20 protein-coding genes and 2 tRNA genes are annotated in these 22,293 nt (G+C 42.7%); 14 read left to right on the forward strand and 8 right to left on the reverse strand.

All coding sequences use genetic code 11. From position 1 onward, the window contains the following. Nucleotides 1-8 precede the first annotated feature (8 nt). Entirely contained in the window at nucleotides 9-575 is a 567-nt protein-coding gene (locus OCV24_RS06765) for a DUF1415 domain-containing protein (protein ID WP_017057413.1), read from the reverse strand. 85 nt (nucleotides 576-660) lie between these two features. Then, nucleotides 661-1,860, reverse strand: coding sequence for an MFS transporter (locus OCV24_RS06770; RefSeq protein WP_136997800.1), 1,200 nt, complete (start codon nucleotides 1,858-1,860; stop codon nucleotides 661-663). A 128-nt stretch (nucleotides 1,861-1,988) separates the two neighbouring features. Between OCV24_RS06770 and OCV24_RS06775 the strand changes: the two genes are divergently transcribed. After that, nucleotides 1,989-2,861, forward strand: a complete 873-nt coding sequence (locus OCV24_RS06775) for a LysR family transcriptional regulator (protein WP_017057411.1) — start codon at nucleotides 1,989-1,991, stop codon at nucleotides 2,859-2,861. Nucleotides 2,862-3,222: 361 nt separating this feature from the next. On the opposite strand, the gene OCV24_RS06780 is transcribed toward OCV24_RS06775, so the two are convergent. Then, complete coding sequence (locus OCV24_RS06780) at nucleotides 3,223-3,459, reverse strand: glutaredoxin family protein (RefSeq protein WP_004734934.1); 237 nt, start codon at nucleotides 3,457-3,459, stop codon at nucleotides 3,223-3,225. A 153-nt stretch (nucleotides 3,460-3,612) separates the two neighbouring features. On the opposite strand from OCV24_RS06780, the gene OCV24_RS06785 reads away from it, so the two are divergent. Then, nucleotides 3,613-4,110: a YgjP-like metallopeptidase domain-containing protein gene (locus OCV24_RS06785; protein WP_150878523.1), complete on the forward strand. Its 498-nt coding sequence runs from the start codon at nucleotides 3,613-3,615 to the stop codon at nucleotides 4,108-4,110. Between the two features lie 4 nt (nucleotides 4,111-4,114). Beyond that, nucleotides 4,115-5,368: a 23S rRNA (adenine(1618)-N(6))-methyltransferase RlmF gene (gene rlmF / locus OCV24_RS06790; RefSeq protein WP_150878525.1), complete on the forward strand. Its 1,254-nt coding sequence runs from the start codon at nucleotides 4,115-4,117 to the stop codon at nucleotides 5,366-5,368. Nucleotides 5,369-5,457: 89 nt separating this feature from the next. Here rlmF and pilW read toward each other — a convergent pair whose 3' ends face one another. Together pilW and metA are read right to left on the reverse strand one after the other, a co-directional pair. Then, nucleotides 5,458-6,189 carry a type IV pilus biogenesis/stability protein PilW gene (pilW, locus tag OCV24_RS06795; RefSeq protein ID WP_146448406.1) on the reverse strand — a complete coding sequence of 244 codons (732 nt, stop codon included), beginning with the start codon at nucleotides 6,187-6,189 and terminating at the stop codon, nucleotides 5,458-5,460. 169 nt (nucleotides 6,190-6,358) lie between these two features. After that, complete coding sequence (gene metA, locus OCV24_RS06800; protein WP_046224109.1) at nucleotides 6,359-7,300, reverse strand: homoserine O-acetyltransferase MetA; 942 nt, start codon at nucleotides 7,298-7,300, stop codon at nucleotides 6,359-6,361. A gap of 268 nt (nucleotides 7,301-7,568) precedes the next feature. On the opposite strand from metA, the gene OCV24_RS06805 reads away from it, so the two are divergent. Together OCV24_RS06805 and OCV24_RS06810 are read left to right on the forward strand one after the other, a co-directional pair. After that, nucleotides 7,569-7,937: an ATP-binding protein gene (locus tag OCV24_RS06805; RefSeq protein ID WP_017057406.1), complete on the forward strand. Its 369-nt coding sequence runs from the start codon at nucleotides 7,569-7,571 to the stop codon at nucleotides 7,935-7,937. A gap of 76 nt (nucleotides 7,938-8,013) precedes the next feature. After that, nucleotides 8,014-8,436 carry a DUF3859 domain-containing protein gene (locus OCV24_RS06810; protein WP_136979752.1) on the forward strand — a complete coding sequence of 141 codons (423 nt, stop codon included), beginning with the start codon at nucleotides 8,014-8,016 and terminating at the stop codon, nucleotides 8,434-8,436. Nucleotides 8,437-8,541: 105 nt separating this feature from the next. On the opposite strand, the gene OCV24_RS06815 is transcribed toward OCV24_RS06810, so the two are convergent. Then, nucleotides 8,542-9,648 carry a M20/M25/M40 family metallo-hydrolase gene (locus tag OCV24_RS06815; protein WP_017057404.1) on the reverse strand — a complete coding sequence of 369 codons (1,107 nt, stop codon included), beginning with the start codon at nucleotides 9,646-9,648 and terminating at the stop codon, nucleotides 8,542-8,544. 257 nt (nucleotides 9,649-9,905) lie between these two features. Between OCV24_RS06815 and OCV24_RS06820 the strand changes: the two genes are divergently transcribed. The 5 genes from OCV24_RS06820 to OCV24_RS06840 all read left to right on the forward strand — a co-directional run bounded on the left by OCV24_RS06820 (nucleotide 9,906) and on the right by OCV24_RS06840 (nucleotide 14,507). Further along, nucleotides 9,906-11,870 (forward strand): tetratricopeptide repeat-containing diguanylate cyclase, encoded by a 1,965-nt coding sequence (locus OCV24_RS06820; RefSeq protein WP_150878527.1) that lies wholly within the window; start codon nucleotides 9,906-9,908, stop codon nucleotides 11,868-11,870. Between the two features lie 348 nt (nucleotides 11,871-12,218). Continuing rightward, nucleotides 12,219-12,881, forward strand: coding sequence for a DUF2726 domain-containing protein (locus tag OCV24_RS06825; protein ID WP_046224114.1), 663 nt, complete (start codon nucleotides 12,219-12,221; stop codon nucleotides 12,879-12,881). Between the two features lie 167 nt (nucleotides 12,882-13,048). After that, nucleotides 13,049-13,125: transfer RNA gene (locus OCV24_RS06830), tRNA-Val, on the forward strand. Between the two features lie 68 nt (nucleotides 13,126-13,193). After that, nucleotides 13,194-13,270: transfer RNA gene (locus OCV24_RS06835), tRNA-Val, on the forward strand. 334 nt (nucleotides 13,271-13,604) lie between these two features. Next, nucleotides 13,605-14,507 carry an HNH endonuclease gene (locus tag OCV24_RS06840; RefSeq protein WP_046224115.1) on the forward strand — a complete coding sequence of 301 codons (903 nt, stop codon included), beginning with the start codon at nucleotides 13,605-13,607 and terminating at the stop codon, nucleotides 14,505-14,507. Nucleotides 14,508-14,584: 77 nt separating this feature from the next. On the opposite strand, the gene OCV24_RS06845 is transcribed toward OCV24_RS06840, so the two are convergent. Then, complete coding sequence (locus OCV24_RS06845) at nucleotides 14,585-15,844, reverse strand: adenylosuccinate synthase (RefSeq protein ID WP_150878529.1); 1,260 nt, start codon at nucleotides 15,842-15,844, stop codon at nucleotides 14,585-14,587. A 119-nt stretch (nucleotides 15,845-15,963) separates the two neighbouring features. Here OCV24_RS06845 and OCV24_RS06850 point away from each other — a divergent pair, with 119 nt between their 5' ends. From OCV24_RS06850 to OCV24_RS06860, 3 genes are all read left to right on the forward strand, one after another. Continuing rightward, nucleotides 15,964-16,878, forward strand: coding sequence for a LysR family transcriptional regulator (locus OCV24_RS06850; protein WP_046224117.1), 915 nt, complete (start codon nucleotides 15,964-15,966; stop codon nucleotides 16,876-16,878). A 411-nt stretch (nucleotides 16,879-17,289) separates the two neighbouring features. Further along, nucleotides 17,290-18,999 carry a methyl-accepting chemotaxis protein gene (locus OCV24_RS06855; RefSeq protein ID WP_137034235.1) on the forward strand — a complete coding sequence of 570 codons (1,710 nt, stop codon included), beginning with the start codon at nucleotides 17,290-17,292 and terminating at the stop codon, nucleotides 18,997-18,999. A 401-nt stretch (nucleotides 19,000-19,400) separates the two neighbouring features. Further along, on the forward strand, nucleotides 19,401-20,390 hold the full coding sequence (locus OCV24_RS06860; protein WP_150878531.1) for a DHH family phosphoesterase: 990 nt from the start codon (nucleotides 19,401-19,403) through the stop codon (nucleotides 20,388-20,390). A 257-nt stretch (nucleotides 20,391-20,647) separates the two neighbouring features. Here OCV24_RS06860 and OCV24_RS06865 read toward each other — a convergent pair whose 3' ends face one another. After that, entirely contained in the window at nucleotides 20,648-21,391 is a 744-nt protein-coding gene (locus OCV24_RS06865) for a class I SAM-dependent DNA methyltransferase (protein ID WP_150878533.1), read from the reverse strand. Nucleotides 21,392-21,819: 428 nt separating this feature from the next. Here OCV24_RS06865 and OCV24_RS06870 point away from each other — a divergent pair, with 428 nt between their 5' ends. Next, nucleotides 21,820-22,275 (forward strand): GNAT family N-acetyltransferase, encoded by a 456-nt coding sequence (locus tag OCV24_RS06870; RefSeq protein ID WP_017057379.1) that lies wholly within the window; start codon nucleotides 21,820-21,822, stop codon nucleotides 22,273-22,275. Nucleotides 22,276-22,293: the final 18 nt, after the last annotated feature.

Below are 22,293 nucleotides of genomic sequence, written 5' to 3' on the forward strand. Positions count from 1 at the left end.
GTTTACGATTAGCAGAATAGATAAGGGAACAACTTACGACGCTCTGCAGGTGTTAAAGATTCAACTCTTGCGATGTTGGTATCAGGAATAGCTTCAGGATTAGGGTAGTGCTTTAACACTTTTTCCATGCTGGCTTCACGTATCAAATGGTAAACCGGATACGGGGAGCGGTTCGTCAGGTTTTCATCGTCTTCTGGATCCGCACCACCAAAGCAATAGTCAGGGTGGAACGTCGCGAGTTGATAAACGCCTTCCCAGTTTTGTTGCTTGATCAACGCTTCAATCCAATCAATGAACATGTTGTAGTCGAAGAAGTCTTGCAGCATGTTAGGCACAACCACCAACGTTGTCTCTAATTTCGCAACTGGCGTGTTATCTAACTCTACAAAATGCGTCATGATGTCTTCCAACAACGCTTCTTCCGTTTTCGCTTCACTCACAAAGATCTTAATTTGCTTGTTACGTTGTGGCTTGGCTGCGAATGGACACAGGTTTAAGCCAATAACGACATCATCTAACCACTGTTTTACTTGGTCGTGTATAGCTTGAAGATCAGTACTTTGAGTGTTCGACATAACAGGTTCCGGAATAAAATTTGGCGTAGGATATCAGAACGGACGTCGATCAAAAGCAATAATTCAATCAGACACCTTACCTTAGTTAAGCTTCAGCTAGCTTAGAGGTCGATACTTGAAGCTGTTTCAACTGATAGACCCAAGCAAATATTGCAATATAGAAGACAGAACCTCCCGCAATCACGCCATTCCAACCGAACAGTTGCCAGAAATACAAGAGTAGGAATCCACCTAAGCTTCCGCCAATGTAATAGTGTACAAGGTACAGCGCGGTTGCTGTAGCTTTTGCACTCGATGCTTTTTGACTGACCCAAGAGTAGGCAAGCGTATGTGCGAAGAAGGCGCCGCCGCTAATCAACAACAACCCTGCTAGCATGAACGGGACCTTATCAACAGCAGAAATTAACATCCCGATTAAGCTGATACATACGCCTATTAAGATGCCATTCAAAGGTTCAAAGCGCTGTGTCCATTTGTTGGATAGCTTAGAACTGACAGTACCCGCTAAGTAGCATAGGAATATGAGTGACGCTAAACCAACGGGCACGGAGTGCGGCTCAGATACCAACCGGAAGCCCATGACAGAATACAGGTTAACAAACAGCGCAAAGTTAGCGCCACCAATCAACATCGCGAGCCACAAGGTACGGTTTCTTAAGTGCATGACTACAGAGCGATTGTGGTGAAAGAACAACCCTTTTTGAGGTTTGAAGTTCTGTTGATCAGGTAAACGGTAGGCGATAAAGAGCGCACCTAGCAATGAACCGACCACGAAAAATAGAACAGTTGCGTGCCAATCGAAATAGTCTGTGATTAAGCCGCCTAATACACGCCCAAAGATCCCGCCAAGCGAGTTAGCCGCAATATAACCACCAATGGCGACGGCAAAGGCTTTGGGTGTCAACTCCTCGACCATGTAGGCAACTGCCACACCAGCGAACGCCGCGACAGCAACGCCCATGAATGCGCGGGCTATCACGAGTTGCAACAAGGTAGTTGTGAACACCATGCTCAATCCAATCAGAGGAATAGCGAACAAACTGAACAGAATGATGGGTTTTCGACCAAAGGTTTCCGATGCGATTGCCCAAGGCACCAAACTAATGGATAGCCCGAGTGTCGTAGCGGCAAACAGCCAGTTGATTTGGGTTCCTGATACTTGGAAATGCTCCGCCATGTGCGGCAAAATAGGTTGAAAAAGGTAGAGATTACAGAAAATGATAAACGAGCCAATCGCTAATGATTGGGTGATTCGTTTGTATTGAGTACTGCCTTTATCAAACATTTGCATACGCCTGTGCGATTAATTAAGTTATTTTTGAACAAGTAATTTATTTGTGAACAAGTTATCAGTACAAAGGTAATTAAAGAAATATATTAAAAATATCACCTCCATATATTTAATATATCGATATGCTTGAATCAAAACCCCTTCGACATTTTCTAGCCGTTGCTCAGTTTGGTAACTTTACGCAGGCGGCTAAAGCTCTGCATATTGCACAGCCTGCATTGAGTATTTCCATCAAGAAACTTGAACAAACACTGGAGTTAATTCTGTTTCGGCGCGGAGACAAATCCGTGACGTTAACGGAAGAGGGCAAGGTGTTGTTCGAGCATGCCAGGAGGATTGCTCAGCAGTTTGATGATGCACAACTTGCTATGAACGAATTAAAGGGTTTAGAAAAAGGAGAAGTGCGATTAGGGGCGCCAAGCATGATGGGGAGTTACTTTTTCCCACAGGTGGTGATGGCCTTTAAAAGCCAATACCCAAACCTAAAATTGACACTAATTGATGCGGGTACAGCCTCGATACGCCAGATGCTATTAAACGGTGAACTCGATATTGGGGTTATCAATCATGAAAATGTGCCTGACGATCTTGAAACCGACCATCTGCTAAGTTCAGAGATGTTAGCCGTTGTAGGTAAAGAGCACCCATTAGCCTCACAGCCATCTATCACTTTTGAAGAGTTTTTCGCGCAAGAGCTGATCATGTTCAAGTCGGGTTACTTCCACCGCGATTTCATCGACGCTACTTGCAAAAAATACAATTTGGACATGACCATAGCGTTCGAGACCAACTTGCTACCGATGATTCTATCTATCGTGAAACGGGAATTCGCGATTACAGCACTGCTTAGCTTAGTGACAGAGTACGAAGAAGATGTGGTCGGCGTGCCGTTTAAAGACCCTGTAAAGCTTAATCTATCTTTGGCTTGGAGAAAGGAAGGTTATCTGTCGAAAGCAGACCGAACCTTTATTGATTTTGTGAAGCAGTATGTGTGATTAGGGCGTGTTGACCTTTCGTGGTTAAATTTTGTTCGAGATAAAAGCGTTTTAATCGCGGCGAGGGGGGGAAGTAGCCTAGTCATTCTAAGCAAATCCCCCTCAACAAAGAGTAAAACGCTTTTAGCCGAACCCTTCGGGCAGCGTTTGCTGGCCATTTCTACTACGTTATCGGCTTCTCATGTAGGCTAGCTACACATCGACGCCTCTGCCTTGTATAAATACCCAGCAACTCGCTGCAAAAATCAGCTCGAAAGATCAACATGCTCTAAGTAAGATGAAATAGACAAAACAAAGCCCGCAGGTCCTTATTCGGATCTGCGGGCTTTGCTGTATAGAAGTATGACTGGTTCAGAACACGTTAGGTGTTCTTTGAGTTATACATCTTATCGAAGTTCTTCTGATTCCATCCGACCATCACTTGGTCGCCGATTTTCAGTACAGGTATAGAGCGAGCACCCATTGCCTGTAATTCTTTACGGCCACGCTGCATCTTTGCGTTCGTTAGGCGGTATTCAATTTTTTTAGAGTCCAAATAGCGCTGGGCATCTTTGCAGTGTGGGCATTTGTCTGCGACGTACAATACAACACGTTTCATTTTTACATTCTCTTGCTGAGTCTAGCTCTTGGTGAATCTTGCTAAAGTGTAACGAATCCTAGGTGATTAGAAAAGTGTGATCAGTTACACTATGCGGCTCAAATTTCAAGACCACAACGTATTGTCGTGGCGTAACTTGTACGGTCTTTCAAAATGCATCCTTCTTTACGCTATATTCAAGGTTATCCTAAAAACATTATCGACCCTGTGACTCAACTTATAGAGTCGGGTAAATTAGTGCCTTGGTTTGAAGCTCGCTACCCAAAGAATCATGATATAAAAAGTGAGAAGGCCCTGTTTGATTATGCGATTGAGATTAAAAATCGCTACATGAAGAAAACACCACCCATCAGCAAAGTGATTTACGACGGGAAGATACACCTAATCAATAATGCATTAGGCCTCCACTCTTATGTTGCAAAGAATCATGGTGGCAAGATCAAATCGAAGAATGAAATTCGTATCGCCAGTGTGTTTAGAAATGCACCAGAACCTTTGCTCCGAATGCTAGTAGTGCATGAACTGGCGCACATCAAAGAGAAAGAGCACGACAAAGCCTTTTACCAACTATGCTGTCACATGGAACCGAAATATCATCAACTTGAGTTAGATGCCCGCTTATTCATGATGTATTTAGATTTAAAGAAGTAGCCTAATGAGCCAATCACAAAATAGAACCACGCTAAGCCTGTCGAAAAACAGCACCTCTGATAAAAACCGTAACAATGCGGATTCAAAAGCGGCTGGACAGAATAAAGCCAAGCAAGTTTCTAGTAAACCAACCAATAATAAAGGCGGAGCGGGTAAAGCACCGTTTAAAAAAAGCACTTCGAATAAGAGCACACCAAAAAGATCGAGCGGTTCGCAAAAGCTTTCAGGCACGAAACGAACGGGTGGTTCACAACGTAACAAGAATACGGCTAAACCTGCGAGTGGACTGCACCCAAGAAACCAACATACAGGTCGTTACGACTTCGAATTTTTGGTTTCTGCGTTACCTGAGTTGAAAGAGCACTTGATTAAGAACCCTGTCGGTGAAGATACGATTAATTTCTCGGATCCATTGGCCGTTAAGTTACTTAACAAGGCGCTACTAGCACATCACTATGGCGTTAAGCACTGGGACATTCCCGCGGGTTACCTATGTCCGCCAATTCCAGGCCGAGCAGATTACATCCATAGAGTGGCAGACATCCTTAACAGCGATGGTCAAGGCGAACCTTATAATCACGCATCTGTGAAAGCATTAGATATTGGTGTTGGCGCAAACTGTATCTACCCAATTATTGGCACGACAGAATACAAATGGCGTTGCACGGGTACCGATGTTGACCCTGTATCCATCAAAACAGCAAACTTCATCGCAGAAAGTAATGCGAACCTAAAGGGTAAGATCCGAGCACGCTTGCAAGCAGACTCTGAAGCTATCTTTAAAGGTGTGATTAAGGATAATGAACGTTACGATGTCACTATTTGTAACCCTCCATTCCACGGCTCTTTAGAAGAAGCGGAAAAAGGGTCACAGCGTAAACTTGATAATCTAGCGGCAAATCGCGCTAAGAAAGCAGGCAAGTCATTCAAGCCAGAATCTAAAAAATCGTACGCGAAACAAGATAAGCCAACGTTGAACTTCGGTGGACAAAAAGCAGAGTTGTGGTGCCCGGGTGGCGAAGCCGCCTTCATTATGAAAATGGCGCGAGAGAGCCAACTCTTCGCTACGCAAGTTCTGTGGTTTACTACGTTGATTTCTAAGAAAGACAACGTTGATATGATTCGTTCAGAGCTTGGTAAGTTAAGAGCAAAACAAGTGAAAGTAATAGAGATGTCGCAAGGCCAAAAGGTAAGTCGCTTTGTTGCGTGGAGCTTTATGGATGATGAGCAGAGACAAGAGTGGATTGCGCTTAAATAACACTTCCATACCAGAAAGTATCTAATAGATTACATAAGAAAGCGGGCTTGTTGTTCATTCAACAAGCCCGTTTTTATATTCCAGCGAGTCTAAGTGGAGAGCAACTCGTCTAATTTGGTTTGGTACTTCTTCTCAAGCGCGCTGTTTCCGGCTTTGTTTTCCAGTTCGACCAATATTTGAAGGGATGGAATTTGATAGCCATAGCGCTGGTGGAACTTGAACAGACGAAGCCTCGCGTTATTATAATCTGCTTCACTTACTTCAATCTTTGATAGCTGTAATATCGACTTTGCTCGATTCGGATCGTGGTCAATAGCACGTGTGAAGTAATACTTTGCTTGGTCAGTATTACCGGCTTTAAATGCGCAAAAGGCCGCATTCTCATAACTGGCAGAGACTAAATAATAATAGGGTTGGTCGATGGCTCGGTTGAAGTATTTGTCAGCCTGCTCATACTCGCCTTGTTTACACAAAAACGTACCGTAGTTATTCAATACATTTCCGTTTCTTGAATCTAAACTTAGCGCCTTTTGATATGTGGATCTTGCTTCGTCTACTTCGCCAACTTTTTCATAGTAATGCGCCATAGAGAGTCGTGCTCTGTAATAACTAGGCGCATGCTTGATCGCTAACTCTAGGTTTTCACGAGCTCTAACCATATTGTCTTGCCCCATGTAACCTAAGCCTAACTCAATGCGGGACTCAGACATCGCAATTGGGTCACTTTCTATTTTAGGTGGACCTTCAGTGACAGAGACGCAGCCTATTAGTGAAAGAGATGTGAATAATATGAAATGTGATAAAAATGACTTGGAAGGCATGTGCAGCTCCTTATGAACACCAGCCCATCATATGGAATCGAATAAGTCGAAGTATTAAATCTGCTATGGAATGCGAGCCACTTACCATAAAAAATCCGCATCCAATTGGCTTTATTATCAACAACCTATTGAATACAGATCTCTATGGCTGACAAAAATAACTTGCCGTTTAATCGTCTTTGGTGAAATTGTCTTCGCTGAAGTGATCCAAATCGTAAGGTGTCTGTTGGTAAACGCAGTAGTTTAGCCAATTTGAAAATAATAAGTGACCATGACTACGCCAGCTGGCAATAGGCTTATTGTCTGGGTTGTTGTTTGGGTAATAGTTGATAGGGATAACCGGCTCCATGCCTTCACCTAAGTCACGAATATACTCATTATGAAGTGTATGAGCATCATATTCCGGGTGACCTGTTACAAACACGTTCCGCTTGTCTTTCGTTGCTGCCAAATATACTCCCGCCACATCGGAAGTCGCAAGAACATCGAGATCTGTATGCTCGGCTAAGTATTCCTGAGAGAAGTCGGCATAGCGTGAATGAGGCGCTAAGAACGTATCATCAAAGCCACGTAAAATAGGGTGAAAGGGGTTATGTATCTCATGACTGTAAACACCAGACAGCTTGTCTTTACGAGTGCGCTTTGGCAAATCATACAGCAATTTCAAACCAGCTTGAGCTGCCCAACATACATACAGAGTCGACGTAACGTGTTTGTTTGCCCATTCCATGATGGTTTGTAGATGTTCCCAATAGATAACATCTTCAAATTGAACTAAACCAAGCGGCGCACCAGTGATGATCAGCCCATCAAAATTACGATTTTTTACCATCTCAAATTGACGATAAAAGTTATCAAGGTGCTCCGTCGGTGTGTTCTTACTTGGCCGGTCGTCGATGCGCAGCAGTTCTACATCTACTTGCAATGGACTGTTTGATAGCAGGCGTAAGAATTGAGTTTCTGTTTCAATTTTCTTCGGCATTAGGTTGAGGATCAAGACTCGAAGTGGACGAATTTCCTGTGTCGATGCTCTTGATAGCGGCATAACAAAAATTTTTTCTTCACGAAGAACATCGGATGCGGGCAATTGGTCTGGAATGCGAATAGGCACAGCTTTCTCCCTAAGCTAGATATGTAGACGTCTATACATCTAAATCTATAATAGTTTGACACGCTTGTCGATATACAAAATGGATAGATGTAAATTATTTGTGTTTTCTATCAGAAACAATCCATCGATTTCAAGTCGCGTACCATCATGTCGAACGACTATCCGAGTCGGATATAGGGTGTGTGTAAGTGACGAAAGATAGTTATTAGAGCAAGCGACAAACATTTAAGATAAACTTACGTTTTCAAATTAGCCTGCAAAGTGATAGATGAAGTTAATACTCATTCGAGGGCTGCCCGGTTCCGGCAAGTCAACAAAAGCGCAAACCTACGATGCACTGCATGTCGAAGCCGATATGTATTTTGTGAATGATCAAGGAGTGTATCAGTTTGATCCTAGGCGATTACAACAAGCCCATGAGTGGTGTCAGAACACCGTGGAAAAAGGCTTGAAACAAGGGCTAGATGTTGTTGTATCAAATACCTTTATCAAGCAGTGGGAAATGAAGGCTTACCGCCAACTCGCACTTAAATATAAAGCAGATTTGATTATAGAAGTGTGTAGAGAGCAATTTGGCAGCATTCACGACATCGAACCATCCGTGATTAAGCGCATGGCAAAAGATTGGCAAGAATAACCCGCTATTTCTGGCTAATGAGTTAACGCAAAGAACGAAGAAAAATTAGGTAATACACAATTATTAGGTAGTACACATGGCAAAGCGATCGGCTATCGTCGATATGACATCTTACGGCATCTACACGATGTGGGATTCTAAATCTAAAGATCTTCCCAAAATCCAAGAGTTCACCACCATCGTTGATGCCGAAATTGACGTAGAGTTTGGTTATATTCTGAATATTAAAAAAGCCAAAGGCGAAAAGATCCGCTACTGCATTTATCACCCGAACATCACCACAGACAAAGGCGAAGTGCTAGAACCATTCGATGGGGAAGAGTATGTCGGCAACAACGATTGGGATTTCTATCTAGGTGATACTATTTGGGCCCCTGTATCGAATAAAATCGGTAAATGGAGAATGACGGTCGAACTGAAAGGCAACATCATTGCAGATAAAACTTTCGATCTGGTCGCGAAAGATGAAGGTCAGTTCTGGAAACGTAGAGGTTTCTAGGTTCGAACTTCTGGCTAAATTCAGACAACAAAAAGCCGAGTCACATGTGAACTCGGCTTTTTGATATGAGTCAGTTAGTAGTGTACACCTATCTCACAAGTAAGATTATTGTGTTACGTAAGCCATAACAAACTCAGTGATTGAGACCATGTCTTTCACTGCAATATACTCTTCAGTGGTGTGAACTTTTGCCATTCCAGTAGAAAGGTTAACGGTTGTTAGACCTTTAGCATTAAAGTTATTTGCATCGCTACCGCCACCAGTACGTTTGGTGTTTGCCGTTACGCCAAGTTTCTCGAATGCCGATTTGATAGAAAGAATATGCGGGTGATCGTCTGCAATCACGAATGCATCATAAGCACGAGTTGATTCGATTTCCACTTCGGCGCCAAATTGCTTCGCGCTTGCTTCGAATGTCGAAATCATATGCTCAACTTGAGCAGTTAGCTTCTCACCGTTCAGTGAACGCGCTTCTGCTACTACTTTAAGCTCCGGCATTACGATGTTCGTCGCTTGACCACCTTCAACAATACCCACGTTTGCTGTTGTTTCTTCATCGATACGAAGCAGGTTCATCTTGGTGATTGCGTCTGCAGCTACTTGAATTGCGCTAATGCCTTCTTCTGGTGCCAAGCCAGCATGAGCCGGGCGGCCTTTGATTGTCGCGGTTACCTTCTGTTGACCTGGTGCAGCATTTACGATCGTACCAATCGGGCCACCTGTATCTAGAACGATAGCGTGCTCAGATTGAATGTAAGACATATCGAAATTCAGAGAACCGAATAAACCGCCTTCTTCGAATACTGTGAATGCGATTTCAATGGTTTTGTGCGCTTGTCCTTCAGCTTGAATGCAACGAACCGCTTCCATGATAGCTGCGATACCAGACTTGTCGTCGCCACCTAGAATTGTGTTGCCTTTTGAACGGATGATGCCGTCTTCAATGATTGGCTCAATGCCGATACCTGGCGTTACTGTGTCCATGTGGCAACTGAATACTGTGCTGCCTGGAAGAGTGCCATCTAGACGAGCGTAGATGTTGAAACCATTCGACACTTGTGCAGGAACGGCCAGCTTATGTACGTCAAAGCCGAGTTCACCTAGCTGCTCAGCCAGTGCTTCCGCGATGGCTTTTTCGTTGCGTGATTCACTATCGATTTTCACAAGATCGCAGAAATGGTCGACAAGACGTTGTTCATTAATTTGGGTCATTGTTAATTCTCATTATGTTTCCGCTCATTCGTCAGAAGTCACGGCTAAGGAACAGGAAAATCACTATAACGCCAATGTGCCAGATGAATGACTGAGTTAAATCAAAAAGTTGCCTGATTATTCTAATTAGTCAGAATAACCTTGTTCAGTTCGTCGAACTGATAACATTTTAATCTGTGTAGGCCTCGTGTATAATTAGTTTCTAATATGGATAAACAGCAGTGATATGGTCTTTCAATTTGTAACGGTCTTAATACATGAATAAAAACAACGTTTTAGGTTCATTTCTACTCGTTGTGACAATGAGTGCCATATTCGGGCTTTATTTGCTGTATCCGCTCAATGATGTGGACTTTAGTCCTCCTCAAGCCGACAGTACTTCTGCCTACACTCCAGAAAAAGAACTCTCTCAAACTGAATATGGAAAAAAGTTAATTCATATTCTCGGTTTGTCACGCAGTTCCCCATCTGTTGCAAAACATCAACTTGATCTACTTCGGCCGCCCACTGGCATTAATGACAAAGCAATATACCAAGCTTATCGACTTATGATTTTGTCGAATGTCGCTCAACATCAACGAGATGCCGACGCCGTGATGTCCTACGTAGAGCAAATAAAAACGTTGTCTGAGCATGAAGATATGTTGTGGTTGAAGTCAGAATCATTGGTTGAATCTGCGATTGAATATCTCAAGAAAGGGGAACTTGCAATCGCTGAAATTGAAATTCGATCCGCGATAAGCATTGCTGAATCTATTCGTTATGATCAGTTATTGGTTAAAGCGTATAACACCGCGGGAGCGATTAATAACGTGCGAAACGACTTGCAAGACGCTCAGTACTTTCTCTATAAAGGGCTGCAACTTGGCAAGCAGTATCCAACGCATATTTATAATAGCAAGCTTATGTCGAACATGGCGCTGCTCTACATTTATTTAGAGGATTGGCCTAAAGCCCTGCGTATTATCGAGAAAGCAAAAAAGCTCTATTTTAACAGTGGCTTACTTGAAGATGACGCGATTGGCATCCTTTACATAAACGAGTCATTTGTGTATTTAAGCAGTGGCGATGTGACTAATGGCCGAATTGCTTATGAAAAGGCAAAAGCACTCGATAGCAAAAAAGTCACTGCTCGATACAAAATCTTATTACTGAGAACCTACAGTGATGTACTGCTATCAGAGGGCAATTTCAGCAAAGCATTACAAGTGGCTAATCAATGTCTTCAAGCGCCGAATATTAAGAAGTACACGTTTCAAAACGGGCAGTGTTACCTAAGCCGCGCGTTAGCAAATATTGGACTAGATCAAGATAACGCCATATTGGATGATCTTGAACGAGCACTTGTAATCTTTGAAGTGGTTGGGAGCAGAAGTTGGAAGGTGCTAGGCTTAAAAACACTGGCTGAATATTACGAATCTCAGGGCGCCCTTGATACTGCACTGAGTTACTACAAACAATATTATCATGGCAACAAAGCGTTATTGTTTGATAAAAGGCAGAGTGACATTTTCTTACTAGAACAAGACAATGCAAAGAAGACACTCGCTAACGAAAATGAATTACTCAATACAGAAAAAGACCTCAACGAGTTGCTGCTTCAAAAGGAACAACTGAGAAACAGAATTGTGGTGACATTGATTATAATGGTCAGCATTAGTGCTGGATTACTGGCGATTAGGCTTCGCAGCACTCAAAGTAAAAATAAAGCGCTGGTCACTCAATCTACGACGTGTGCGCTAACGGGTCTATACAACAGACGCTATCTAGAGCAGTTGTTAACTCAGCCAGTATCTTTTAATGCTTCACGGTTTGGAATCAGTCTAGCTATTCTAGATCTTGACCACTTTAAGCGCGTTAATGACACCTTTGGACATGATGTTGGTGATGAGGTTTTAGTGGAAGTCGCAAGGCGAGTAAAGCAACACTTATTTCCAAATGACGCAGTGTCTCGCTGGGGTGGTGAAGAATTTGTTATACTGCTGTCTGGTTCCATTGATCCTGAGCAACAGTTGAACGTTATCCGTTTAGCCATTTCCGAAACCCCCATTGATACGCAATCCGGCTCTTTAGACCTCACCACGTCGATAGGGGCGTCGATTGGTATTGCTCATGAGCAACTCAATCAAGATACTTACAAGAAGTACCTCAAAGCTGCGGATGATGCATTGTATCAAGCGAAAGAGTCGGGTAGGAATCAAGTCATCATCGCTGAAAGTTAATCGCTAATCAGGAAACAAAAAGTCATTCTGCTCTTCGTGAGATAAGAATGGCTTCTGGAACACTCTGAGATCGCTAGTATCAAAATTTGAGTGAGAAGTAGGGTTTACTTAGCGATATGTCGAGTTTATCTATATCAACATTTTCTATATGAGTTATTTAGCGGCACCTTGCAGCATTTCAACCAGTTCGCCCTCTGTAGCCGGTTCTCTTGATAGTTCATAGTGATTACAGCATTCAAAGGTCGTGATTCTGGTTGGCAACTCTCGCTCTTTTGCTTGCCACGTGAGGCTTTTCTACATACGCTAGCCACTATCTTAATCCCTATACAGACGTGATTGTGTTGGAAAATGACTAATATCTTTATCGTTGTAATTGTTCTGGTTGTGTTCTTTTACTTTATCCAAAAGTATCTAGTGAAGCATGATGACACCAAAGATCATGCTTATCAGAAAAAAGGGTCGTTGATGTCGGCGCAACAGGCGACATTTTATAACGCACTTAAATCCGCTGTGGGCAATCATGGTGAAGTGTTTGCTAAGGTCAGCATGTCGAACGTTCTTGTCCCCGCTAAGGCTAATAACAAGAAGAATTGGTTTATCGCCAACAACAAAATCTCACGTAGCTACTTTGATTTTGTGGTCTGCGACCCGCGAACGTTAGAGCCTCGCGTGATTATTGAACTTGATAACGGCAAAGAGCTCAACAAGGGAAAGGCCGATCGAGAAAAGCTACTGATTCACGTGTGTAAATCGGCAGGCTTACCACTGATTGGTGCATCTATTAAACACAGCTATCAAGTGAGCCGTTTGAAGCGGTTACTGGCGGCACACATCGATTTAATTGAACCATCAAAAGAAGTTCGATTCTGTAAAAAATGTGGTAGCCCGATGATCATCAAGTTAGCAAGTCAAGGTGACCATAAAGGCCGACGCTTTTTCACTTGTAGCCGCCAGCCGAACTGTACGTATACCGAGAACTACAATGTGGTGTTCGATGTGGATGACGAATAAAGTAAAGTCAGGCTCACATTGAGTGTGATGCAATTCAACTTTATTTACGTTTTTCGTCTAAAAAATCAACGCATTGATGCGAATAAGAGCAAACGGTTGATTCAAGTGTAATTTTAACTTGCACCACGATAAATCAGTCGTTACTATCTTTCTCGTTCTAAAGGAATGCGTCCGTAGCTCAGTTGGTTAGAGTACCGCCTTGACATGGCGGGGGTCGGTGATTCGAGTTCACTCGGACGCACCATTCCTTATTTATTTTATTGCATAACTATTGATTTTGTCACGATGGTAGTAATAAGAAATTAGAACATCGCCCGCTTAGCTCAGTTGGTTAGAGTACTTGCATGACATGCAAGGTGTCACTGGTTCGAGTCCAGTAGCGGGCACCAAATCCAAAAAGAGCCCACCTAGTGTGGGCTTTTTTGTACCTGTAATTCCTCCTCTTAACAATCTTCCTCTTATCTTGTTATTTCTATCCTCGTTGTAAACACAAATGACACCTTGTAGCGAGTGTGGCAGACCGATGAGCAGTATAACTAACGAATGCATTAACTAAGAGTGCGGAGATATACGGCCATTGTGCAAGCGTTGTGGCAGTGAAATGAAGTTAAGAAATGAGAAGTACGGTAAGTTTGGGAGTTGTTCGACTTATCGAAAAAATGCAGATAAAAATTGTGGTTATACACTTAACGTACCGCTAACGAACTTTGAATGGGCTAGCACATGAAAGTTGGCAAACTTGTACAGTCATTTCTACCTAAAGTTATCGAGTACTGTGAGCAAAATGATCACACGGAATTAGAAAGACTTTGCGATGCTGATTATTCTAAACAAACATTTAATATCAACTTTTCATTCTTGGTTGATAAAAATGACCTTCCTCCTGAGATATCAAAGCGATACTGGACAAATATTTATTTGGTGCGAGGTAAAACGATACGCGCTTGTAGCCAGTGGATTGAAAGAGACACCGTTTACTTTATTGATTACCTCAAACGAATAGGCATTGAGTATGATGAATCTCAGCTTGAGGGTTTGTTATTAGACGCGAAAGTAACGTCTAAGCAAAAAGCCTCCGTTCGAAGTCGTAAAGCAAACAGTCGATACCGTGGAAGTGCGATAGGCAATGCTCAAAACTTACTGGTAAGAAACGTCCTTAGCAACTTGGGCTCAGAGCAGTTTTCAGAAGAGGATTGGCAAGCAACTAAAGCTTATTTTAATCATACATGTGCTTATTGTGGTGAGGCGAAGGAATTAGTCATTGAGCATGCGATCCCCATCAATAAGGTCTATTTAGGAGAGCATAAACTTGGAAATTTGGTTCCAAGCTGCAAAGAGTGTAACAGTGCTAAAGCGAGCAAAGATTTTCGAGAGTTTCTTGACGGGAGTGACGATAAAATTGCAGTTATTGAGTCGTATATGGATAAACAGAACTATGTGCCACTAGAGAACAATGAACAAGTTAAGATGATCCTTGAAATGGCGTATAGAGAAGTAGGGGCCGTAGCTGAGCGTTATATCACGATTATCAATGAGCTGTTTGTACATGAAGACGATAACGATGATGTTTACAAAGGCGTGCTAGAGCAGGCTGAGAATTATAAGAAGAATGGGCAGTCGCTTTAAATTTGATGACACTTGATTTTTATCAATGAGTATTTCAGCCAAAACAATCGTTTTAGCTGAAATACTCGAGTTGAGAGTTAACCTCGAATGATCATTTGCTCGCGTTCAGGGCCTACCGATACCATCACGATTGGCACGCCCATCAACTCTTCGATGCGAGTTACGTAATCTTGTGCTGCTTGAGGAAGGCTCTCAAACGAGCGGCAGTCAGTTATGTCTTCGTCCCAGCCTGCCATATCTTCATATACAGGCTTTAGTTCTGCTGTTTGCGGCCAAATTGGGTTCTCAGTGTGCTCACCTGAGTAAGCCGTACAAATCTTAAGTTCAGACAAACCAGACAGGCAATCTATCTTAGTCAGTGCGATTTCAGTCGCAGCTTGCAGGTCAACGCCGTTGCGTGTGGCTACCGCATCAAAGTAACCCATATCACGTGGGCGACCTGTTGTTGCGCCGTATTCGTTAGAGCTTTCGCGGAAGCTGTCTTGCTCTTCCATTGCAGTTACTAGCGTACCAGTACCCACAGATGAGCTGAATGATTTAGCAACCGCAATAACGCGTTCAGGGCGAAGGGCAGGTAAACCACTACCGATACCCGCGTAGGCTGCGGTAACATTGGAAGATGTGGTCCAAGGATACTCACCGTAAACAAGATCACGACCTGCGCCTAATTGTGCTTCGAACAGTAAATTAGCGCCCTGTGCTTGCAGTGCTTTGAGTGGCTCCGTCACGTTGCAAATGAATGGGCGCCAAGCTTTCGTTACTTCAAGTAGCCATTCTGTCATTTCAGAAGCGGTTTGAGTGAAATCACATTGAGGGTATAGCGCTTTTAGTTGAGGCATTTTCCAATCAAGTAAGAATTGAATGCGCTGCTCTAAAATCTCAGGCTGATTTAACCAACCCACAAGAATGCCTTTCTTCATCACACGATCTCCGTACGCTGGTGCAATACCTTGGCGTGTTGAGCCGTAAGCGCCATCACCTAAACGCTCTTCTTCAAGCGTATCTTCAAGGGCGTGCAAAGGCAGACACAATGTCGCGCGGTCTGAAATCGCCATTTTCACTTTGATACCAGCCGCTTGTACTTCTTCAATCTCTTCAGTTAATGCAGCAGGGCTGATCACCATGCCAGGGCCAAGAATCGCTGTGCAATCAGGATTAAAAATGCCACTTGGTAGCTGGTGCAGTTTGAACGTACCAAAGTCGTTTACTACGGTATGGCCAGCATTGTTTCCGCCTTGAAAGCGAATGCTAGCAGAAGCTTCGTTTGCTAAAAAATCAACGATACGGCCTTTGCCTTCATCGCCCCAGTTAGCGCCTACAACAACAATAGATGGCATAATTTTTCTCCTGACTGATTGAGAAATCATGTTAGGCCTACAAGCTGGATAAGAGAAATTAATTATCTTTATTATCTTGATAAGGATTCCATATATAATGTGGAAAAACACGGAGGGATATGATGCTTGATATTAATTTGTTGAAGACGTTTGTGACGCTAGCGGAATATAAGCATTTCGGGAAAGCGGCGAATGCACTGCACATGACGCAACCCAATGTGAGCTTGCACTTAAAGCAATTAGAGCAACAAACGCGTATTAAGTTGATAGAGAGAAGCCCATTTCAACTGACTCAAGCGGGTGAGAGGTTATTGGAAACAAGCCAAAGAACGTTACTCGAACTACAGATTTGTCAGACGGATCTCAATGCTATAAACGACCTTAAAATAGGGACGTTAACCATTGCTGTAAGTGACATCATTTCTCGGTTCTTGTTGATTCGCCCGTTCCAGAAGTTCAAAGCGCAGTATCCGGGTATCGACCTTACGCTATTGAATACCACGTCATCTCAAGCATCGAGTTTGGTTAAGAATGCTCAAGCCGATCTTGGTTTTGTTATTTCCAAAGAGCAACAGAATGAGTCACTGCATTTTGTTGAGCTTCAGGAGTTATCATGGTGTGCACTTGGCGATGGGTTTGAAGTCCAAATTGCGGATAATCATAAAAAAAATGATGCTAAGGAGGCTGAGTCTGATACAGAGCTAACTTTGATTCTGCTTGGCCACGATACAAGAACTCGTGATTTTATCGATGAAGGTCTGCCAAGCCTTAATTTATCTAATTACAGGGTGATGGAAGTAGGGAGTGTTGACGCCCAAATCGACTGGGCAGAAGCGGGGTTTGGTGTCGCCATCATTCCTGAATTTGCGATATCCACCAAACAGTATTTGAAGTCGAAAATTACACCACTTACCGGATTCTCTAGCACTAGCCTAGGCTATGTCGTTAGACAAAACCAAGTCTTGTCTAAAGCGACCAAGCAACTATTAGGCTGGGTTGATGAGGAAATAAACTGCTCTGATGAGTCAAAATAAGAGCATAAAAATTTTTAGGTAAATAAAGGGCTAAAGTCTTTTGATTCAAAGCTTTGTGTCGTCAATTGTTCAAACCCTATTCAACCCATCAAATTAGACCTGCAAATTTTTAATGCCTTACTAATGTATATGTAACTTATCTGTGTTATTGATAATTTTAATGTTAGCGGGTGGGTTCAAATGCCATTGAGAACGGTGTTGTCGATGAGTTGCATTCGTTTCATGCTCCTAGCTTAATGTTCGCTACAGCTACAGCTAAAAAGAATGAAACAGCACGAGTTATACCACGAGAGCTAGATAGTAAAATACACATAAAAACTTAGATACCCATAGTTAGATTAGTCAAGACGAGTTACCTATATGAACATAAAGAAAAAGCTCTATTCACTGGGAATGTTTTCCATCTTCGGCATGATTTCATTGCTGTTTACCACTTCACAATTTGCAGACACAACCGCTCAGATGAGCCAGGCTAAGCAGATTACCAAAGAACTCGAAGTTCGTTTGCTCAACCTGCGCCGTAACGAGAAAGACTTCTTGTTACGTAGCGATTTGAAATATCTCGACAAGTTCGACACTAACTACAACAAATTCTTAGCGTCTGAAGCGCAACTCAACGTGGTACTTAGCGATTTAGGCTTGGTCAACAGCACACGCTTACGACAAGACATTGAAACGTACTACACAAGCTTTGTTCAACTGGTAAAAGCGAATGAAGTTATTGGATTAGCACGTGATAAAGGTTTGCTCGGGCAGTTTTACGCACAATTGGACAACATCAGCGCAACAGCCAATACGGAACAAAAAGTCGAGCTATACCGATTTAATGACCTGATTGAAAAGGGGGAATTCGATCCAAGCGTGCTTACCGTGAATTCGAGCGCATTGTTAGATGCTGCAAAGCAAGTAGTCGCGCAGAAGCGAGTTATTGGCTTAAAGCACAATGAAGGTCTGTTGGGGGAAACACGTTCTGCCTCTCACGCTATTGAAAATCAATTTTCAGAGTTCTCAGAAGTACTTGATCGAGAAGCTCAAGAAGAGATGGATCAACGCTCTTTGATAAACAACATCCTGTGTATCACACTACTGTTGACTATCATTGTGTTCAGCTGGTTAATCGTGCGTTCTATCATTGGTAAGATTGAATCTTTACTCGCGGTTATTAGAAATATTGTGGATTCTAACGACGTGTCAATTCGTTCGCACCTCGACGGCCAAGACGAACTCGGAAAACTAGGGCAATACTTCAACCAACTGCTTGACCAACTAGAGAGTTTGATCGCCGCATCTCAATCTAAGTCACTTCAACTGACACAAAGTACGTCTAACATGCATGATGAGTTGGTGTCGGTCATTAAACAGTTTGAAGTGCAAGCAAATCACACCTCAACGATGACAGCATCAGTACAAGAAATGGTGCTAACTATCGGTGAAATCTCAGAGAGCACATCGGTCGCCGCAGAAGGTGTACATCAAGCTAAAGTTAATGCCGATAAAGGACGCGAAGTCGTGGTAGATACCATTGACAACATCACACGTTTGTCTGAACGCCTTTCAAGCAGTCAAGATTCCATTAGTTCGTTGAACCATCATGTTGATCAAATTGGTGATGCGGTGAACATCATCCAAGGCATTGCAGAACAAACCAATTTACTGGCATTGAACGCAGCAATTGAAGCAGCGCGAGCAGGGGAACAAGGGCGAGGCTTCGCCGTTGTTGCCGATGAAGTTCGAGCACTCGCAAGCAGAACGCATCAGTCAACAACGGAAATCACCAGTGTAGTAACCGCAATCCAAAGCCAAATGCATGCCTCGATGACCGAAATTGGCGAATGCAACCAGCAAGGGCAACTGACGTTAAAAGATTCAGAAGAGTTAGACGGAAGCTTACAATTAATCTTGAGTGATATGGAAAGCATACAAGGAAACTCCGAGCGTATTGCTTCTGCTATTGAAGAGCAGGGTGCCGTAATGGCACAAGTGAGCGATTCGATCACGGAATTGAATACTATCTCTAACGACAACAATGCATCAGCTCAACACTGTTTAGTTGAAGTTGATAAAGTAGCTGAACAAGCCAATGATATGGATAGGGCGGTCGCGCAGTTTAAGACGTCATAGCTCGCTCTGATAGAGAAGCGATATTCAACAAAACGTTGTATCGCAAGCAAGAACTAAAAGGCGCAGTTTATCTGCGCTTTTTTATGCTCGAAACAAATACTAAAGGCTAATTTGACAAGATGAAAATGACAGGGAAGTGACGTTATAGAATGAAAAACAGTGCCATTTTGATCTTAATGGTAGTAGTAGCAGCAGTAACAGAGGGGGATAGTGGGAAGCTGTTGAGTTTTCTAAATCAATAACGACTGTAAAAGAAGAATAAGGCATTCCAAAATGGCCTTAAGTATATGTGAAATCGACCTAAAATGATGACAAACTGTCTATAAAGTAGCGTATCAACTTAATTAGATCGAGGGCCACATTTTCAATTGGTGGTTAAGCCTCAGAAGGGAAAAAGACAAATGCATTACGATGTATTCAATGGAGATGCAGATGGCATCATCGCGTTATTACAGCTGCGTTTAAGCGAGCCAAAAGACAGTGTGTTGATCTCAGGTGTAAAGCGAGACATTAAATTAGTGTCTCAAGTGGTCACTCAAATGGTCGAGCAGGGAAATGTTTCGTCTGTCGCGGTATTGGACGTATCCATGGAGAAAAACCTATCAGCGTTACACAATCTGTTAGATGCCAATATTGATGTATTCTATTGCGATCACCATCGCACGGGAGAAGTTCCGAGATCTCAGCACCTGGAGACTCTTGTTAATACAGCGCCAGAGTGCTGTACCAGTTTGTTGATAAATCAAAAGCTAAACGGTGAGTATGTAGCATGGGCAATTGCCGCGGCTTTTGGTGATAACCTTAAAACGGTTGCAACACAGTTAGCGGTTGAAAATGGATTTGATGACCCCCAAATCGCTTTTTTGGAAGAGCTGGGTACTTTGGTTAACTATAACGGTTACGGTACGTCATTGAGCGACCTACACTTCACGCCTATTACGCTTTACCAAACTCTTTATCAATATCCAAATCCATTTCACCTTTTGGATGACAAAGACTCCGTGTTTTATCGCTTGCGCGCGGCTTATCAAAATGATCATCAACAATTATCGAACCTAGTCCCAGTATATGAGAGTGAAGCCGTTCGTGTGTTTGAACTGCCGGGAGAGGCTTGGGCAAGACGCATTAGTGGTGTATTTGGTAATGAGATCGTAAATCAAGACTCCCATCGTGCACAAGCGGTGTTAACGAAAAATCAAGATGGTAAATCTTACACGGTGAGCCTGCGGGCACCATTATCAAACAGAACCGGTGCCGATGAAATTTGCTCTAGCTTCGCAACGGGTGGCGGTAGAAAAGCAGCGGCAGGTATCAACCAGCTTAGTGAAGTAGACAAAGCGAACTTTATCTCACTAGTTGAACGCTATTATTGTCCCGGGAGTAGGGTATAGAAAGCAAATGGCGATCTCCCCACAAAGATTGTTTTAATATTCATCTTGTTATCATTGCGAAAGACACACGCTTACGTTTGGTATGGACCGCCAGTTAAATGAATTAACCAATAAAGAAAGCCCCCAATAATTGGTGACCAACTATTGAGGGCAATTCAATTTAGCTGTTGCGTGGGGCTTTCGTTTTAGCTTTTAAACTCACTATGATTTTAAACAAGTAGAGTAAGCGCGTAGGCTTTATACGTTGAATGAGTTGACTAGGCTTTGACACACGTGATCAGTGCATTTCCTGAAATGTTACCCCAAGGCAATAGCTTATCGTAATCGTGTTCGAAGATATGAACATCAAAATAGGGCTCCAATATTTCGATCAACTGTTTGAACGAGAACGCCACCATCGGGTGTTCATCATTCCAAACTTGTGTTTTACCTGCGGTGGTTTTCTCAATCGTGAGTTTTAACGCCTGCTTGCTGCTTTCACCCGAGTAATACCAACCGGAACGGAAAGTAAAATTGTCTTGTTCTTGGTTCGTTGTGTGTCTAACAAACAGGTCGTTGTTGATCTTCTCTTTGTCTACTACATTGAAGCAGAATATACCGCCTTGCTTAAGTGCTCTGTGAACGCTCGCAATGCATTCTTTCAATTTGTCTATGCCGTCGTTGTAATGGATTGAATATAAGAAGCAAGTAATCAGATCCAGAGGTTCAAATACTTCAAAGTTGCTCATGTTCTGCAAAGAGAATTTGGCTTCAGGACAACGTAATTGAGCAATGTCTAGCATAGGTCTATTCAAATCAAGGCCGTTGCTTTGATAGCCAAAATCAATAAAGTGTCGAACATGTGGGCCAGTACCACATCCAAGGTCTAAGTGCGTTTTACCTTCGTTGCCAAAAATCTGATGTAGCCTACGAACGCAGTTACTCTGAGTTTGGTAGTCAATGTCGACGCACATTAAATCGTAGTAACCAGATAGGTCGGTATAGAGTACATTGGCGGACATAGTTACCTGCAGCATTTGCTGAAAAAATGGGGGTGGCGCATGTTAAACTAGTACTCGAAAATAACAAGAAAATATTAGATTAACTTCTCGACTTAAATAGCGATTACGCTCATTTCTAAAACAATTCTCATTGCTCTTCATTCGTAGGTTATAGGTTATAGGTTATAGGTTATAGGTTATAGGTTTGCAGTTACGCTGTTATTCTATTTTCTAGCGACTTGACTATTTTTTTATTGAAAACAGATACTTTGAGTAAAGAACCGTGCCATGCTATTGGTTGTTTTATTGTTATTTGAGTGTTAAAAATGGATCGGAAATGAATGCAGCGACACTATATAGTAAAACCATGATATCCATGATTTATGAAGGTGGCGCCAGTTTACATTGTCGAAATGGGTTAAGAGTTTATTAAGGAAAATGAATCAGCTATGGAAATAAAAATCGACGACTTGTCGGGCGGGGAAGTGATTGAGTTACTAGAAGAACATTTAGCGGATATGTATGCGACTTCTCCACCTGAGAGTGTACACGCGCTGGATATTAAAGCCTTGAAATCACCAGAGATTACTTTTTTCAGTGCTTGGAAAGACAACCAATTACTCGGGTGCGTTGCTATTAAAGAGCTTGATCACAACCACGCAGAGCTTAAATCGATGCGAACTTCTCAATTTGCGAGGCAGTCCGGTGTAGCAAGCAAGTTGTTACAACACGTTTTGGACACAGCCATTATTCGCCAGTATCAACGAATAAGTTTAGAAACGGGGTCGGAAGCATACTTTAAACCTGCTCGTAGTTTGTATGAGAAATTTGGCTTTGATTATTGTGAACCTTTCGCGGATTACCGATTAGATCCAAACAGCCATTTCATGAGCATTGCAGTGTGATGAATTGAGCTGTGGGGT

It is taken from the genome of Vibrio kanaloae (genome assembly GCF_024347535.1).
In the GTDB taxonomy this organism is placed as follows: domain Bacteria; phylum Pseudomonadota; class Gammaproteobacteria; order Enterobacterales; family Vibrionaceae; genus Vibrio; species Vibrio kanaloae.